Source organism: Erythrobacter sp. JB1-4 (assembly GCF_057365025.1).
On the sequence record NZ_CP200292.1, the window covers coordinates 627403 to 644203 of the forward strand.

Annotated in this window: 15 protein-coding genes, 1 tRNA gene and 1 pseudogene; 11 read left to right on the forward strand and 6 right to left on the reverse strand. The window is 56.9% G+C overall.

Annotation, left to right across the window (positions count from 1 at the left end; translation table 11 throughout):
• Window positions 1-54 precede the first annotated feature (54 nt).
• Complete coding sequence (locus AC0V61_RS02810; RefSeq protein WP_486155761.1) at window positions 55-252, forward strand: hypothetical protein; 198 nt, start codon at window positions 55-57, stop codon at window positions 250-252.
• Between the two features lie 39 nt (window positions 253-291).
• On the opposite strand, the gene AC0V61_RS02815 is transcribed toward AC0V61_RS02810, so the two are convergent.
• Window positions 292-382 (reverse strand) — tRNA-Ser (locus AC0V61_RS02815).
• A 65-nt stretch (window positions 383-447) separates the two neighbouring features.
• Here AC0V61_RS02815 and AC0V61_RS02820 point away from each other — a divergent pair.
• Together AC0V61_RS02820 and AC0V61_RS02825 are read left to right on the forward strand one after the other, a co-directional pair.
• Complete coding sequence (locus AC0V61_RS02820) at window positions 448-1563, forward strand: peptidylprolyl isomerase (protein WP_486155762.1); 1116 nt, start codon at window positions 448-450, stop codon at window positions 1561-1563.
• A complete protein-coding gene (locus tag AC0V61_RS02825) occupies window positions 1517-1873 on the forward strand; it encodes a DUF1905 domain-containing protein (RefSeq protein ID WP_486155763.1) in 357 nt (118 codons plus the stop codon). The genes AC0V61_RS02820 and AC0V61_RS02825 overlap by 47 nt, the downstream gene beginning before the upstream one ends.
• Here AC0V61_RS02825 and AC0V61_RS02830 read toward each other — a convergent pair.
• The 3 genes from AC0V61_RS02830 to AC0V61_RS02840 all read right to left on the reverse strand — a co-directional run bounded on the left by AC0V61_RS02830 (window position 1870) and on the right by AC0V61_RS02840 (window position 7334).
• Window positions 1870-3732 (reverse strand): methyl-accepting chemotaxis protein, encoded by a 1863-nt coding sequence (locus tag AC0V61_RS02830; protein WP_486155764.1) that lies wholly within the window; start codon window positions 3730-3732, stop codon window positions 1870-1872. The two genes, AC0V61_RS02825 and AC0V61_RS02830, sit on opposite strands and share 4 nt — an antisense overlap.
• A gap of 135 nt (window positions 3733-3867) precedes the next feature.
• Window positions 3868-5958, reverse strand: a complete 2091-nt coding sequence (locus tag AC0V61_RS02835) for a RelA/SpoT family protein (RefSeq protein WP_486155765.1) — start codon at window positions 5956-5958, stop codon at window positions 3868-3870.
• Between the two features lie 50 nt (window positions 5959-6008).
• Window positions 6009-7334: a TrkH family potassium uptake protein gene (locus tag AC0V61_RS02840; protein ID WP_486155766.1), complete on the reverse strand. Its 1326-nt coding sequence runs from the start codon at window positions 7332-7334 to the stop codon at window positions 6009-6011.
• Between the two features lie 420 nt (window positions 7335-7754).
• Here AC0V61_RS02840 and AC0V61_RS02845 point away from each other — a divergent pair, with 420 nt between their 5' ends.
• Window positions 7755-8003 carry a hypothetical protein gene (locus AC0V61_RS02845; RefSeq protein WP_486155767.1) on the forward strand — a complete coding sequence of 83 codons (249 nt, stop codon included), beginning with the start codon at window positions 7755-7757 and terminating at the stop codon, window positions 8001-8003.
• A gap of 83 nt (window positions 8004-8086) precedes the next feature.
• Here the strand turns inward: AC0V61_RS02845 and hemF are convergent, their stop codons facing one another.
• Complete coding sequence (gene hemF / locus AC0V61_RS02850) at window positions 8087-8944, reverse strand: oxygen-dependent coproporphyrinogen oxidase (RefSeq protein ID WP_486155768.1); 858 nt, start codon at window positions 8942-8944, stop codon at window positions 8087-8089.
• A gap of 105 nt (window positions 8945-9049) precedes the next feature.
• Between hemF and pdeM the strand changes: the two genes are divergently transcribed.
• The 3 genes from pdeM (at window position 9050) to AC0V61_RS02865 (ending at window position 10907) form a co-directional block, all read left to right on the forward strand.
• The gene (gene pdeM, locus AC0V61_RS02855; RefSeq protein ID WP_486155769.1) at window positions 9050-9787 is read left to right on the forward strand and encodes a ligase-associated DNA damage response endonuclease PdeM; all 738 of its coding nucleotides are present in this window, start codon (window positions 9050-9052) and stop codon (window positions 9785-9787) included.
• 99 nt (window positions 9788-9886) lie between these two features.
• Window positions 9887-10405, forward strand: a complete 519-nt coding sequence (infC, locus tag AC0V61_RS02860) for a translation initiation factor IF-3 (protein ID WP_486155770.1) — start codon at window positions 9887-9889, stop codon at window positions 10403-10405.
• Between the two features lie 19 nt (window positions 10406-10424).
• Window positions 10425-10907: a hypothetical protein gene (locus AC0V61_RS02865; protein ID WP_486155771.1), complete on the forward strand. Its 483-nt coding sequence runs from the start codon at window positions 10425-10427 to the stop codon at window positions 10905-10907.
• A gap of 3 nt (window positions 10908-10910) precedes the next feature.
• Here the strand turns inward: AC0V61_RS02865 and AC0V61_RS02870 are convergent, their stop codons facing one another.
• Window positions 10911-11528, reverse strand: a complete 618-nt coding sequence (locus tag AC0V61_RS02870; RefSeq protein WP_486155772.1) for a GNAT family N-acetyltransferase — start codon at window positions 11526-11528, stop codon at window positions 10911-10913.
• A 221-nt stretch (window positions 11529-11749) separates the two neighbouring features.
• Here AC0V61_RS02870 and AC0V61_RS02875 point away from each other — a divergent pair.
• The 4 genes and pseudogenes from AC0V61_RS02875 (at window position 11750) to AC0V61_RS02890 (ending at window position 16799) form a co-directional block, all read left to right on the forward strand.
• Window positions 11750-13116 (forward strand): annotated as a pseudogene (locus AC0V61_RS02875) (SLC13 family permease).
• Window positions 13117-13392: 276 nt separating this feature from the next.
• Window positions 13393-14709, forward strand: coding sequence for a cystathionine gamma-synthase family protein (locus AC0V61_RS02880; protein WP_486155773.1), 1317 nt, complete (start codon window positions 13393-13395; stop codon window positions 14707-14709).
• A gap of 68 nt (window positions 14710-14777) precedes the next feature.
• Window positions 14778-15815: a hypothetical protein gene (locus tag AC0V61_RS02885; protein ID WP_486155774.1), complete on the forward strand. Its 1038-nt coding sequence runs from the start codon at window positions 14778-14780 to the stop codon at window positions 15813-15815.
• A gap of 159 nt (window positions 15816-15974) precedes the next feature.
• On the forward strand, window positions 15975-16799 hold the full coding sequence (locus tag AC0V61_RS02890) for an SDR family NAD(P)-dependent oxidoreductase (RefSeq protein ID WP_486155775.1): 825 nt from the start codon (window positions 15975-15977) through the stop codon (window positions 16797-16799).
• Window positions 16800-16801 lie beyond the last annotated feature (2 nt).

Sequence of the window (16801 nt, forward strand, 5' to 3'; positions counted from 1 at the left end):
CTGTCTTTCTGCGTTTTCTGGCGCAATACCGCTTCGAAGCAATAGGAGAGAAAAATGGCGCTTGTTGATGCCGAACCCTTCCAGCATTGGATAAGGACATTCGATAATCACGACCGAATGGAAAGACGCTTCCAAGCAGCGGGACGACTTAACAATGCAGCTCTAATCGAACACCTGCGTCCGCAGCTTGAGGAGGCTAGGATAGCCTATAATGCCGCGATCAGGGAGCTGAACGCCCATACAAAAACATGAGTGTAAGGTTTGGTGCAATTGCGCCATAATACCGAAAAATGGCGGAGACGGTGGGATTCGAACCCACGATACGGGGTTACCGTATACACACTTTCCAGGCGTGCGCCTTCGACCACTCGGCCACGTCTCCGTTGGGGGAGCCCTCTAAACGTGACAGGCTTGAGGTGCAAGCGCTGTGATGTCATGAAAGTCACGATGAAACACACAACGCTCGCAGCCGCCGCTTTGATCGCGCTTTCAACCCAATTGGGCGCGCCTTTGTCCGCTCAAGAAGAGGCGCAGGTAGCGCCCTCCCCCAATGAGATTGTGAACGCCGCAGCGGACAAAGATTGGGTCCAGATTGCGGCGGAAGATTTGCTGGTGATGACACTTGCGCCGGACCGCGATGGAAACCCGCGCGAAGTGGTGATCCAGTTGATGCCAGCGCCTTTTAGTCAAGGATGGGTCGAGAACATCCGCACCCTCGCCCGTGCCGAATGGTATGACGGGATTTCGGTCAACCGCGTGCAGGACAATTACGTCGTCCAATGGGGCGATCCGGGGCATGATAATCCCGAGGGCGAGGGGATTGAGACTAAGCCTTTGCCCGGCGGGCTAAACGTCATGAGCGATCAGGATTACACGCTCGCCTTTGACGAGGCGATGTTTACGCATATTTGGAATGCGAACGGACGCGAGCGAAGCGTAAGAGAGCTTACACCTAGGCCCCAGCCGGGTAAAAATTGGAACGGCTTTGATGATCCCTATGCACGCGCCTTTTCATACGTTGGCTCGTTCCCTGTTGCAGCCACAACTTCCGTCAAGAAGGTCTCCTTGCCATACCAGAACACCTTCACGGGCGAGAGTGTACAGAAAATCAAAGATATCCTAAGCCCCGATGAGGTCTGGCCCGTCCACTGCTACGGCATGGTAGGCGTTGGGCGCAACTACTCGCCTGATGCTGGCAATGGTGCCGAACTCTATACTGTGATTGGCCATGCGCCGCGTCACCTTGATCGCAATATCGCTCTGGCCGGCCAAATCGTTAGCGGCATGGAGCACCTGTCATCCCTTCCACGTGGCTCGGGCGTCTTGGGGTTCTATACCGAGGAAGAAGCGGACCTTCGCACGCCGATCCTCTCAATCCGTATTGCATCTGACCTGCCTCAATCAGAGCGCCCACAATTCGAGTATCTCGATACCAACAGTCGAGCTTTCGTCGACTATGCCAGAGCAAGGGCCAATCGGCGTGATCCCTTCTTCATTGTACCAGCAGGCGGCGCGGATGTTTGCAATATCCCTGTTCCTATCCGTTCTGTCGGCAATGAATGACACCATCACCGCCACCCTCCCCTTGCGCAAATGGCAGGGCGAGAAGGCGACCTATCACCTTGTCGGCTTCACCGGTGATGAGGCAGAGGCGCTTACCGGCCATGCCCTTATGCAAAGGCTGGAATTTGGAAAGCGGGGCGGATTTGGATCGCTCAAAGTGACAGCCACCATTGGCGACACCAACTGGAAAACATCCGTATTCCCGCAAGATAAGCAATCAGAGTGGATCTTGCTCGTCAGCAAAAAGGTTATGAAAGCCGAAGGCTTGGCCCCCGGCGACCAAGTGGCCGTCAACGTTGCGCCGATTTAAGCCGATTTCCCATCCGCCTCAAGCTCGCGCGCAGACCGGCGCACATCGGCGATAAATCGTCCCGCCTTCTCGCGCAGATCATCAGCGTGCGTTCCGAGCGCATTTGCGCTCGCCACGACATCACCAGCTGCAGCTCCTGTGTCTTCGCTTGCCACCTTTAGCGTTACCAAAAGCTCGCTCACTTGGCGCGACCCTTCGGCGACGGTGTCGATATTGCGTGCAAGCTCCTCGCCAGAGACGGACTGCTGATCCACCGCGGTGGCGATGACAACCGCAACCTTTTCCAGCTCTTCGATCTGGTTGTAGATTGAGCCCAAATCCCCGGCGCTCGACCTGGTCGATTCTTGCATAGCGCTGATCTTCTCAGCGACCGAACTTGTCGCAGCGCTCGTTTGCATGGCGAGCTCTTTGACCTCGCTTGCCACCACCGCAAAGCCGCGCCCGCTTTCCCCGCCGCGCGCCGCCTCAATCGACGCGTTCAAAGCAAGCAGATTGGTGCGCTGAGCAATCGTATGGATGAGCCCTGCAATCTCGCCCACTTCCTCTGCCGCGCTCGACAAATCGTCCATCCGCGTGTTGGCGTTGGCCACCAGAACGGTCGCATCACGCGCCAAAGTGGCCGAGGCGGTCGCTTGCTGGCTAATCTCATTGATCGATAGCGCAAATTCATCTGTTGCTGCCGCCGCTGCCGTCACATTGGAAGACGCGCGTTTCATTGCCGCGCTGGCGCTGTCAGCCTGACCGTTCGATCCATCAGCGACATCAACCATTTGCGCCGATGTCGCTTTGAGCTGCTCAGAGGCCGCCGAAACCGAGGTGATAAGCTCACCAACCGACACCTCGAACCCTTGCACCAGATTTTCCAAAAGCTGACTTTTCTCAAGTTTGAGAACGCGCATTTGTTCAGAGGAAATTTTCTGGCGCCTCAATTGATCTTCCACTTCGCTTGCGCGTTTCTGGTTGAGCTCACTTAGCTCAAGCGAGGAACACCTGAACACTTCAAGCGAACGCGCCATATGGCCGATCTCATCGCTGCATTCGCGGCCCGGTATGGCAACCGATGTTTCGCCAGCGACAATGCGGTCCATCGTGCGGGTGAGCTTTGTGATTTTTGTCGAAACGTTCGCGGCAATCTTGCGTGCGGCAAGACTGGCAGCGCCGATGCAAGCAGCGCTCAGTAAGACCAGAGAGATCAAGAAAGCAGTGATGCTATCAAAAAGCTGAGCTGTGCTTTCTTTAATGCTGCCCCTGATGTCGCTGGTGAAGGCGACAATTTCGAATTTCGTAGTTTCAATGTCTGAGCGCAAACTGGCAAGGTCGACGGTGCTGCCATCTGCGGCTCGCACCTTGGTTTGCAAGCCATTCACATCTTCGCGAAGGTCCATATAGGTGGTGCCATAGCTCATCGGGATAGCGCTTCCTGCTTGCGTAATCGGTTCATCTAGCAGGGCAACAGCGCGCACCAAAGCATCTTCAGCGCGGGCCAATGCGCGATCCCGATCCGCAGACGTCGAGGCCGATTGCGCCTTAGTGATGCTTTCTCCTGCATCATACAGCGCGATTGCGGCGTTGTTGCTTCGTGCTTCGACCGAGTTCGAAATCGAGTGATCGCGTCCCGTTTCGGTAAAGAACCAAGCGGCAAGAAGGATAATCGCAACAAGAAACGCAAGAACGATGGTGTTTCCGAGCACCGCGATCCTGAGCTTGTTGGTCACCGACAATCGGTCAAGCCAACTGGAGCTGGCCTCCACTTCGTCGGTTTCAAATTTGCCCGCTTCAACTTTGCTGATGGGCATACCATTGGACACCGCAGCAATAGCTGACAAATCCGGTTCAAACTGATGGTTTAGCGCTGTCACTTCCCCAACCCCTTTCGATTGCCCCCTTTGCCGATGCAGCCCAGACGCGGACCACACCTCATCAAAGGCTTTACGGGGATAGACTTAAGACATGGTAAACGGGAAATTAACCAAGCGAGCTGGCGCAAGGTTGGGTCAAATCCGATCTGCCTGCGCCACTGCGTCATTGGCGCGAAGGGCTGATAGAATGCGGGCAAGGTGTGCAACGTCGTTCACTTCAGCATCAATTTCATAAGTGGCAAAGGGCAGGTCGAGATTGGTTTGAGTGAGCTTATTCACATTGACCTTATTTTGCGCAAACACCCCTGCCATTTCGGCAATGGCGCCGGGTCTATCGTAGATAGTGACTGAGAAACGGCCAACCGCGCCGTGCGAGCGCCTTCCCCAATTGAGGTCAAGCCAATCGCTGTCGACGCCGTTCGCTAGCTCAAGGCAATCAATTGTATGGACGATCACGCGCTCACCTTTGCGCCTTAACCCAACGATGCGGTCTCCCGGGACCGGGTGGCAGCATTCGGCAAGCTCGAAGGCGACACCGGGGGTCAGGCCACGGATCGAAATCTGGCGCTCGCGTTTTGCCCAGTCCTCGTCCTCTTCGAACTCAGAAGTACAACCAGGGACAAGCGCTTCCATGACTTCGCGGTCGCTGATCTTGCCTGCGCCAATGGCAAACATCAGATCATCCGGCTCATCCATATCGAGCCGCTCGATGGCTGCACGGATAGCCTTTTTGCCGATCTTGGCAGGCACCCGCGCGGCGATTTCATCGAACAGCTTTGCACCGATTTCGGCAACCTCATCGCGCTCTTTAAGGCGCACTGCACGCTTGATCGCGGCTCGCGCTTTGCCGGTGACGACAAATCCAAGCCAGGAGAGTTGCGGGCCCGCTTCCCCGCCTTTGATAATTTCCAGCACATCGCCATTGGCCAGCTGCGTGCGAAGCGGCATATGTCGGCCGTTGATCTTTACGCCAACAGTGGACAGGCCAAGGTCCGTGTGAACCGCAAAGGCAAAATCCACAGCTGTTGAACCCTTTGGCAGCTGAAAGAGCGCACCCTTTGGCGTAAAGGCAAAGATGCGGTCCTGATAGATCGCCATGCGCGTGTGTTCGAGCAGCTCTTCGGCATCATGGCTGGCATCGACAATTTCAATCAAATCGCGCAGCCACGCGACTTGCCCATCGGCCTTGTCGTCTTGTTTATAAGCCCAATGTGCCGCCAGGCCGAATTCATTGCGATCATGCATCTCACGGGTGCGGATCTGAACCTCCACCCGCATCGAGTTTTCATACATCAATGATGTGTGCAAACTGCGATAGCCATTGGTCTTTGGCGTTGAGATATAGTCTTTGAACTTGCCCGGTAAGAACTGCCACGTGGTGTGCAGGACGCCCATTGCAGCGTAACAATCCGCGATTGTATCGGTGATGACGCGGAAGGCCATGATATCGGTGACTTGCTCAAAGCTGACATGGCGCTCTGACATTTTTTGCCAGATCGAATAGGGGTGCTTTTCGCGGCCTGTGACTTCGACCGTGAGGCCCGCCTCGGCCAATGCCTGTTTGATGGTGAGCGCAATCGCATCAACCTCGCCGCTGTCTTGCCCGCGTAAAACTTCGAGCCGGTCGGTGATCGTCTTGAACGCCTCAGGTTCCAGCTGTTCAAACGCCAGCGCCTGCATCTCGCGCATGTACTCATACATGCCCACGCGTTCTGCCAAGGGCGCGTATATCTCCATGGTCTCGCGCGCGATGCGTTGGCGCTTTTCGGGTTTTTTGATGAAATGGAGCGTGCGCATATTGTGAAGTCGGTCGGCGAGCTTCACCAGAAGGACGCGAATATCCTCTGACATCGCGAGGAGAAATTTGCGCAGGTTTTCGGCGGCCCGCTCGTTTTCGGGCATGGTCTCGATTTTTGAGAGCTTGGTAACGCCATCCACCAGCCGCGCCACATCCGGCCCGAATTTCTCCTCAATATCTTCAATAGTCGCCAGCGTATCTTCGACCGTATCGTGGAGGAGCGCTGTCATGATCGTTTCTTGATCAAGCTGAAGATCGGTCATGAGCCCGGCAACTTCGACCGGGTGCGAGAAATAGGGGTCCCCGCTTGCGCGCTTTTGGCTGCCGTGTTTCTGGACCGTGTAGACATAGGCGCGGTTCAGCGCCGCCTCATCGGCGTCAGGGTCATAATCGAGGACCCGTTCCACAAGTTCATACTGGCGCAGCATTGACACCAATGTGCTTGCGCGCGGGTAAAGCTGCAAGCGTAAAAAGCGCCTCAGCCGATTATTGGGTCCTTTGCATCGGTGCGCAGAGGTGAGCCGCGTCCCACCGCCCCCATCGCCAGCCAAGTTGCCGCTGTGATCGTGCCCACCCGTCCAATGAACATAAGCGCGACAATCACAAGCTGGCCGTCGACTGGAAGATCGCCAGTGATCCCTCGGCTAAGGCCCACCGTCGCGAAAGCAGAGATCGTCTCAAACACAATATCCTCAAAGGCAAAGGCCGTCCTCGCCATAAGGTAGAACGAGGCAAGGACAATCGCACTCAAAGCAAACAATATGACGGTGACCGCTTGGCTTGCGAGGCGGTTGCTGATCTGGCGTCCTTCCATCTCTGCATCGCCGAGCCCGCGCACCTGATAGATCAGGATGACGAACAGGATGGTTATGGTGGTGATCTTGACCCCGCCCGCTGTCCCCGCGCTGCCTCCGCCAATAAACATAAGGATATAGTTGAAAAGCACCGTCTCATCGCGAAAGGCGGCCACATCGAGACTGTTAAAGCCGGCTGTGCGCGGCATGGCGGAATGGGTGAAGGCGTTGAGCAGCTTTGCGCCTATAGACATCGGGCCCAAAGTGTCAGGGTTGGTCATTTCAGCCAAAAGGACCGCAAGGAACCCACCGACCAGCAGAATAATCGTGCCGTACAATGTGATACGCGAATGCAAAGTCCAATTGTTGGTTCTGCGCCCGCATTGGATCATATCCTGGATCACCGGAAAGCCGAGCGAGCCGATGATCACCGCAAGCACAATCGGCATAAGAATCACGGCGTCGGTGTTAAAGCCCATCAAACTGTCCGAGAAGGTCGAAAAGCCCGCATTGTTAAACGCGCTCACCGCTTGAAAAAGGCCATACCAAAAGGCTGTGCCGAGCGGCATTTCATGGAGCGTGTGGAAGCGGTAAGTGAGGATTGCGGTCGTCACTGTCTCAACGATCAGTGTCACAATCAGGATCAACTTGATCGCAGAGCCTGCATCCGAAAGGCGCAGTTGCTCGCGCTCAATATCACGCTCAACCGTACGCCGGAACACAACATTGCGGCCCAGGATCAGCGCAAAGAACGTTGCCGCCGTTTTCGTGCCCAAACCTCCAATTTGAATAAGCAGCAGGATCGAACACTGCCCGAACATGCTCCAATAGGTCGGCGTGTCCTCAACGATCAGCCCGGTGACCGCGATGGCCGAGACTGCCGTGAAAAGCGCGGTCGACAAAGGCGCACCCGCCTCCCCGGATGTCGAAAGCGGCAGCCACAGCAGGATGGTGCCAAAGACAATGGCGATAAGATAAAGGAGCGGCACAAGCCGCACAGGATGACGCATCGCCCAAAGCATGTGTCTTTAAGCCGTTTACCCTTCGATTGTTCCAAAAATTCGCTTGGTGAGATGGGCCAAAAAAACCGGGCCGATCCATCACAGACCGACCCGGTTAGAACGAGCTTAAGCAGGGATAAACGCTTCAGCCCAGAGTTGGGCTCACAGAGATTCGTGTCCAACGCATGAGACGAATCGACAGAAGAGAGCCGACACCTCTGATATTGCGACTTATTCGCATTCGCAAGCTATATCGTGATTAATGGGCCTTTTTACCCAAAGCGCTCACTTTGTCGCAATCACGGCACAACTTCCTCCATTGGGCCACTTCTACAAACGCATAACAGATAATTGATTGATGCAATGCACTTCTGAGTGAATAGTAAAAATGCCTTCCGGAATGGCATTTCAAGTAATGGAGTGTATTCAATGAAAAAACTAAACAAACAAATCGCCGTCACGACTGCTGGTATGCTGGCGCTTTTTTCAGGAAGCGCGGCACATGCACAAGGCAATTCATACTCATACTATGAATGCAATAATGGTGTCTGCACTTTGATCACCTGTGTCATCGTGGAAAACGATGGGCCTCTTGGCACAACCAGCCAAGGGCCAGGCGGCGGTACAACCACCGAAATCTGCATGCCAGATGGGCTTGGCGGCGGTTTGACACCTTAACCCTGATGTGGGGCTGGCAGGCTCTAAAAGTCTGCTCGCCCCGCTTTAGCCAACACTAGCGATAAGCCGCTAGCTCTCCTCGGCTAGCTCCATTCAGCGCGGGGCGGCAGGCTCATCAAGATCGCATCGATGTTGCCGCCGGTCTTAAGCCCAAAGATCGTGCCCCGGTCATAGACGAGGTTAAACTCCGCATAACGCCCGCGATATTCGAGCTGCTGTGTGACTTGCGTCTCGGTGAACTCGCTCCCCATGCGTTTGCGCACAAGCTTGGGATAGATATCGAGAAACGCTTTCCCAACATCCTGTGTAAAGGCGAAATTGCGGTCAAAGCTCGCATCATCCTCGCACGTGAGGTGGTCGTAGAAGATCCCGCCCACGCCCCGGTGCACTTCGCGGTGAGGGATGTAGAAATAATCGTCCGCCCACTTTTTATACTTCTCATAATAGGTCGGGTTATGGGCCGCACAGGCCGCGCGCATGGAGGCGTGGAACTCCTCGGTGTCTTCCTCGTAAGGCAGAGGCGGATTGAGGTCAGCTCCCCCGCCAAACCAAGCCGCCTGCGTGGTCAAAAACCGCGTGTTCATATGGACGGCGGGCACATGCGGGTTGTGCATATGGGCAACCAGGCTGATGCCAGTTGCGGTAAACTCAGGGTGCTCAGCGCTCGCGCCATTCACTTGGTCGGCAAAGGCTTCCGAGAAACTTCCGCGCACTGTCGAAACATTGACGCCGACCTTCTCAAACACCTTCCCCTTCATCAGGCCCTGAACGCCGCCGCCGGGGTCAGCATTACCCTCTTCCTCACGCTCCCACGGCGTGTATTGAAAGCTTGCATCCGAACCGGCCTCACGCTCAATGCTTTCAAAAGCCGCGCAGATTTGGTCGCGCAGGCTCTCAAACCATTCCTTCGCACGCCCCGTGTGACCTGACCAATCGCTCATGTGTGTATCCCTGTCCTTTATCTAAATCGCATGTGCCCCATGACACCTTTTGTGTCCACCCGCTTTGACACTTGTCAAACTGGAGCATGAGGGTCAAAAGGGCGCATGGTTCCCGTTTCGTTCCAATCTGATTCTGCCTCGACCGCAGTCGGTGCTCCGCTAGAGTTTGCGGGCGAGGAAATGGTGCTCACCAAATCGGGCGCGCTCTATTGGCCGCGCGAACAGGCGCTGCTTGTCGCCGACCTCCACCTTGAAAAAGGCAGTTGGTACGCGAAATCGGGCCAGATGCTGCCGCCCTATGACAGCCGCGAGACGTTGGAGCGTTTGGCCGACACGTTGAAAGCCACGGGTGCACGCCGCGTGATCACTCTGGGTGACAACTTCCACGATGATGCAGGCACCAACCGGTTGGAGCCTTATGCAAGTGGTATGCTCGAAGGGCTGATCCGCTCGGTTGAATGGGTGTGGGTCACGGGCAACCACGATGAGCAGATGCACCGCACATTCGGAGCCGACAGCTTTAGTGAGCTTGAGGTTTCGGGCGTTATCCTGCGTCATGAGGCGCGCAGCGGTGAGACACGGCCGGAGCTATCGGGCCACTACCACCCCAAAATGCGAGTGCGGGTGCGGAACCGATACATCGCAAGGGCCTGCGCAGTGGTCAGCCGCTCCAAAAGCAGCGGCGACCGCATGATCGCGCCTGCCTTTGGGGCTTACACCGGCGGCATGGATGCAGGCTCGCCAGAGATCCTCGCCGCGCTTAGCCCAGCGTGCGAAATCAACGCGATTTTGCCTGCAAAGGGTAAATTGGTCACATTCCCGCTTTATCGAGAGGCGGCTTGACGCGAGCACCTAGAAATTTCAGGGCTCTGCGCCTATATTGAAGACTCGAAAATTGGCTACAACAGGAGAACCCACATAGCCCGTCCACCTCGGCGTCAGATGGCCCCGCCAACGAAAAGCGGCCCTCGTTATGATAATTTTATTCAAGTGCCCAAGGTCCGCGTCATCGATGATGAAGGCGAAAACCTTGGCTTGATGTTCACACGCGAAGCGATGGAACAGGCGAATGAGAAGGGCCTGAACCTCGTCGAAGTGTCCCCCAACGCGGACCCGCCCGTGTGCAAATTCCTCGATGTTGGCAAGTATCGTTATGAGGCCCAGAAAAAGGCCAACGCTGCGCGTAAGACCCAGAAAACGCAGGACATCAAAGAGATCAAAATGCGTCCCAACATCGATACGCACGATTATGATGTGAAGATGCGCAACCTGAACAAGTTCATCGACAATGGCGACAAGGTGAAAGTCACCCTTCGTTTTCGCGGCCGCGAAATGGCGCACCAGCATCTGGGCATGGATTTGCTCAAGCGCGTGCAGGAAGACGTCGAAGAGACCGCCAAGGTTGAGGCATTTCCTCGCCTCGAAGGCCGTCAGATGCTGATGGTTCTGGCGCCGAAGTAAAGCCTGAGGCTTGACGATCATGAGACAATTCAGGGCGGGAGCGTTAGGCGCTCTCGCCCTTTTGTTTGGCAACGCTGCCAAAGCTGACAAGCCGATCGAATGGGATGAAGACGCAACAGCGGTTTACACTGCCCGCGTCGTCGCAATGGAATTTGTCGGAAGCCCGCCTTGCCCGCCAGAACACATCTGCATGAATTCGTTTTTCGATCTAACGCTCGACCCAGTTCAGCCCCTTGGCGATTCTCCGAATATCGGCAGGCAGACGTTCAGAGTGATCCAACATGCACAATACATCAAAGACAGTGTCATCGTGGTGTCGGTTCAGCGCGACTTAGCCGGAAAATGGCATCTGGTAGACCGGACCCACATGGAACAGCGCGCGTGTTTTTACGATCCGAGAAAGGAATTGTGGGACAATTTCGAGGATCGCAATGGCGATTGGGATGCTGATTATGAAGAGGATACGGAGCAAACCTGCGTGACCAGCACCGTTAAACTGTAAAGGTCAGTCGGGTTCACGCACCATGGTCCAGAACTTTGGCCCCCTCTCGTTTTTGGGTCCCGGCACCTCCCACTCTTCCAAAATCTCAAAACCAAGCCGGGTGTAAATCGCGACGTTATCTGGCGTCGCGGTTTCCAGCAGCACGCCTGTGCCCTGCTCTGCCGCCCGCGCGATGCCAGCGCGCACTATCGCGCCGCCCCAACCCTTGCCCTGAGCCTCGGGCGCAACGCCGACATAGCGAAGATAAGAATATGGCTGCGGGCTTGGGTGGCGTTTGTACATTTCCTCAGCCACCTTAAGCCCGCGCGGTAAGTCGGACCGGAAACCTGCCAGCATCCGAAGATTGTCATAGAGGCCCGCAAACAGTCCTTCGCGCACCTTGCCCGGTGGATACCACAAGCTTGCAGCGCCCCCATCGGGCGAGGCCAAAATCTCGCCATAGCGGCGCGATTGCTCGGCCATTACTTTGAAGAAACCGGGGAGCATAGCGCGGCGCTTGACGGCATAGGGCACAACATAGCTGAGGCCCGGATCATCCTGAAACGCAGCCGCTAACGTCGCCACTAAGGGGGCAAGCGGGGCGGTCTTGGGCAATAGATCGATCGGGCGCTCTTCTCTCATCGCTTCAATCTAACCGCTTTTGTGCGCACATCAATCAATCGGTCCACAGCCACGCTGGCTAAGTGCTTGCGCTTGCGGGCAAAGCTGGCACTTTAGGCGAAACCCCTAAGGGCCTAGACAAAGCGAGGACGGCAAAGCTCAATATGACTGCCAGACAAATCGGCCTATTTCTGGGGCCAATCGCCCTCGCCATCACTGCCCTCGCTCCCGCCCCTGCCGGGATGGAGCCGCAAGGCTGGCTTGTGGCGGGGCTGGTTGTGTGGATGGCGGCATGGTGGATGACAGAGGCGGTGCCGCTGCCTGTGACTGCGCTGCTTCCCTTTGTGATCCTCCCTCTTGCCGGGGTGATGACCGCGCGTGAGACGGCGAGCGCATATTATGCGCCGATCCTGTTTCTGCTGCTCGGGGGTGCGTTTATTGCGCTGGCGATTGAACGCACTGGATTGCACCGACGGCTGAGCCTTGCGATTCTCAAGACGATTGGCTCGGGCGGTGGGCAAGTGCGGTTACTGTTCGCCTTTATGATCAGCGCGGCGATCCTCTCAGGGCTGATCTCCAACACCTCGACGACGCTTATCATGATGCCCATGGCGCTGGCCGTGCTGGCTGGTGGAGCCTCCTTGCAGAGCGCGGACGGCCCGATTGAAACAGACGGCATTTACGGAGCGCTGCCCATGGGCATCGCCTTTGGAGCGACCATTGGCGGGCTTGGAACTATTGTCGGCTCACCGACCAATGGGATCGCGGTGCAGCTGCTTGACGATATGATCGGTCTCCAGATTGGCTTTGCCGAATGGATGATGTTTGGCCTGCCGATTGTGCTGCTTGGAGTGCCGCTCGCCTGCCTGATCGTGGCGCGGGTGCAAAGGGTCGCGGATCACCCCTTTGATGTGTCCGCTGCGCGCGCGGCGATTGATGATCATTCAGCATGGAGCCCTGCTGAAAAGCGGCTTGTGCCGATTATCGCGATTACCTTCGCCCTTTGGATGACGCGGCGCTGGGTCGCCCCTTACCTACCGGAAGGAAGCTGGACCGATGGGACGATTGCGGTGATCGCGGCGCTTGCCCTGTTCCTCTTACCTGATGGAACCCGCGAGGACGGCAAGACCCGTCCTCTGTTGAGCTGGCGCGAAGCCGACCGCGCACCTTGGGGGTGATCCTCATGTTCGGCGGCGGCTTGGCATTGGCGGCAGGGATGCAAGCCAGCGGGCTTGCGGATTGGCTTGGACAATCGCTCCTACCGCTTGAAACGTTCCCGCTGGTTGTCGTGGCTCTAGCGGCGGTGGCGATGGTTGTTCTGGTCACGGAGTTTGCCAGCAACGTCGCCACAGCAAGCGCGATCATCCCCGTTGTCGCCAGCCTTGCAGCGGGACTAGGCCTAGGAGAGGCGGCGATCCTCATCGCTATGCCAGCAGCGCTTGCGGCAAGCTGGGGCTTTATCCTGCCTGCGGGCACTGGACCCAATGCGATTGCGTGGAGTACCGGGCGGCTTAGGATTGAGAAGCTCGTGCGCGCTGGTCTTGTGCTTGATATTGTGGGAATTTTTATGATCGTTGGCGTTGTTTGGGGCATCGCGGCGCTGGTCTAGAATGCGGCACCTAAAGGGCAGTTTTCCTTAACGCCTTTGCCTTAGGAACAGCCCCAATGCAGCAAAGCTCCAGTCCGCACATGCCCGTATCACGCTCGGGGATGACCCTGATGAATCCGGTTGCACATGAAACCGGTTCGAAATATACTCCAACGCGCACATGGCGGATGGGGAGAGGCGCTTCTGCGGAGGTTAGAAGCGGGCGCCCCTTAGGCCCTCAAATATGTGAAGTCCCTGCCTTCCTAGGGACGCGTACTTAGGAAGGAAATCAGCCTCGTGACTGATGCAATTGACGCAACCGACAAACCAACCCCGCGCCGCAATCCAAAGCCTGAGCGCACCGAAATCGGCGGGCGTCCATTGAAACCATCGACGCTGATGATGGGCCATGGCTATGATCCAACGCTGTCAGAAGGTTCGCTCAAAGCGCCGATTTTCCTAACATCCACCTTCGCCTTCCCGAGCGCCGCCGACGGTAAGCGGCATTTCGAAGGCATCACCGGCAAACGCGAAGGCGGCGCGGAGGGCCTTGTCTATTCGCGCTTCAATGGGCCCAATCAGGAAATCCTCGAGGACCGCCTAGCCATTTGGGACGGGGCAGAAGACGCGCTCACCTTCTCATCCGGTATGACCGCGATCTGCATCCTGATGATGGCTTATGTGAGCCAAGGTGATGTCATCGTGCACTCCGGGCCGCTTTATGCAGCGTCGGAAGGGTTTGTGGCCAAAGTCCTCTCCAAATTCGGCGTCACCTATGTCGATTTCCCTGCGGGCGCTTCGCCCGAGGAAATCGAAGAGGTTATCAGCAAAGCGAAATGTCAGGCCGGCGAAAACGGCGGCAAGGTCGCGATGATCTATCTCGAAAGCCCGGGCAATCCGACCAATGCTCTTGTGGATGTGCAGGCGGTGAAGGCGGCGCGCGACAAGGTGCTTGGCAAACCCTGCCCCATCGCCATCGACAACACGTTCCTCGGGCCACTGTGGCAGCGCCCGCTCGATCACGGTGCGGATATCGTTGCCTACTCGCTCACCAAATATGTCGGCGGGCACTCCGACTTGGTCGCAGGCTCTATTGCGGGGGCGAAGAAGTGGATGGACCCGGTGCGCGCTCTGAGAAACACCATGGGCGGCATTGTTGATCCCAACACGGCTTGGATGCTTCTGCGCTCGCTTGAAACGGTCGAACTGCGCATGGCACGCGCGGGCGAAAACGCGGCGAAGGTGTGCGCGTTTCTCAAAGACCACCCCAAGGTGACGGCGCTTGGCTATCTCGGTATGATCGAGGATGCGAGCCAACAAGATATCTACGATCGCCATTGCCTTGGCGCAGGCTCCACCTTCAGCGTATTTCTGCAAGGCGGCGAGGCAGAATGCTTCCGCTTCCTCGACAATCTGCAAATCGCGAAACTCGCGGTTAGCCTTGGCGGAACCGAGACACTGGCAAGCCACCCCGCCTCAATGACCCACCTGTCCGTGCCTGAAGAACGCCGCGCGGCGCTTGGCATTACGGACAGCCTTGTGCGGATCAGCATCGGGATCGAAGATGCGGATGATCTCATTGCGGACTTTGAGCAGGCGCTTGAGCATGTTTAAATAGCGCTATGGCGCGCATATTCGATATAACATTGGTGGCTGCGGGGCTCGTTTTCTCAAGCGCGTTTTTGAGCGCAACACCCGCAGCCGCACAGTTTGAGTTTGAATTTCCCGACACCCCTCCAGCCGAGGGCCAAACTCTGCTGGAGTGGGCCGATCCGCCGATCCTCAAGCACACTATCCCTGAAGATCAGCGCAGCGATACGGCCATGTGCGGTGTGAGCAGCCAGTATGACCTCGATCAGGCAGCGCTTACCTGCTGGCCGGTCCTGCGCGCGGCGCAAATGTTCTTGCTTGCTGACTACGCCTATCAGGAGCCAAGCGGTGACAGAGCCGAGAACCGGCGCAAGGCGATTGCGCTTGCTGATGAGGGCATCGCCGCCATCGGGACGCCTCAATGGCCGCTGGAAGAATACTTCCTGATCAAATCGCTTGAGCTCAAACTCAACGCGCAGCGTCATTTTGAAGATTGGGCAGGCGCCGCTGCAACAAGTGAGAAGCTCATCACCGTCATCAAGAGTGACCTGTATGAGTTCGACGAATTTCGCCTGTCCTTTGCCTATCACAATCGCGGGCAGGCGCTGATCAAATTGGGTGAATGGGATCAGGCTAAGGCCTTGCTCGAAGAGGCGCGGGAAAATCTGGGTGGCTTTGACGGCGAGAAAAACGCCATGCGTTTCAGCGATCAGAGCGAGGACATGATCGTTGCAGCCATAAATCGCGGCGAGCTTGAGTACGCCAAGGACACGGCAACGCGCTATCTCGATTATATTCGTCACGCGCCACGGGGATTTCGGTTTGGCTTTGACAGCCATATCGACCTGCTGATTTATCAGGCTGCAATTGATGAAGACGAGCAGGCGGCGCTTATTCTCATCCAGGAACGCTTCGCCGATCAGCGTGATTATGCCCGCTGCGATGATGGAATGCTCAATTTTCCGCGCGTGCTAGGCTCTTTGACCAAGAATGACGCGACTGCGGCTGCGCTGCTTGCCGGGGGATGCAGCGAAGAGCAGCTCAAAACGCGGCCCGGCGAACCCATCGATGGGCTGCGGGATTTGACCTTACCTCCCTTAGAGCGTCTGATGGCAAGAACGAGGCCCTAGACCACGTCTGATTTCCAGACTAACCTCTCTTGATACGAGTTGGGAGAGAGGCATGACGGATTGCACCTGCATGGTCCAAGCGGGCCAGATTAGTGCGGCGCAAGGCGAGCATTGGTTTGAACGGCATGAGGCGATGATGGCGGCTGAAAGGGTGTCAGCATGAGCGAGCCTAAAAAGGTCTGCCTTATCCTTGGCGCGGGCGCTGGGATTGGCGGCAATACCGCCAAACGCTTTGCCAATGGGGGCTATCACGCGGTCCTTGCGCGGCGCTCTGACCAAGAGGGCCTTGACCGCCTCGTCTCAGAAATTGAGGCCGAAGGCGGCAGCGCGACCGGGGTGCTGATTGACGCGACAAAGGACGGCACCATCGAAGAGCTCGTTGAAGCAACCGAGCGCGATATCGGACCTATCGAGGTATGCCTTTTCAACCTGGGCGCACAAATCGGCAATCGCCCATTCTTCGACACGCCTCACAAAGCCTTCGAGCTGGGCTGGCGCATGACGTCTTTCGCGCTCTTCCGTCTGGCTCAGGCGATGCTACCCGCGATGATCGAGAGAGGCCGCGGGGCGCTGCTTGTGACCTCAGCCACCTCGGCAATGCGGGGCAATGCAGGGCAACACAGTCACGCCGCCGCGATTGGTGGCAGGCGCATGCTGTGCCAGACGCTCAACGCCGAATTTGCGCCCCAAGGCATTCATATCAGCCACATTGTCGTCGATGGCCCGGTCGATGCGCCTGATACGCTGGGCCGCCTGCTTGGGGATAAATTTGAGGCCTACAAAGCCTCTAAGGGCGAGGATGGTATCCTCGACCCAGCCGCGCTGGCAGAGACTTATTGGCATCTTGCCCACCAACACCGCAGCTGCTGGAGTTTTGAGGTGGATGTGCGCCCTTGGACTGATACGCCGTGGTGGAACGACAATCCGCCGCCTTCAATCAACACAAGCTCAAAGAACCCCAAACGTGCAGCAAGCGAGGATTGAGT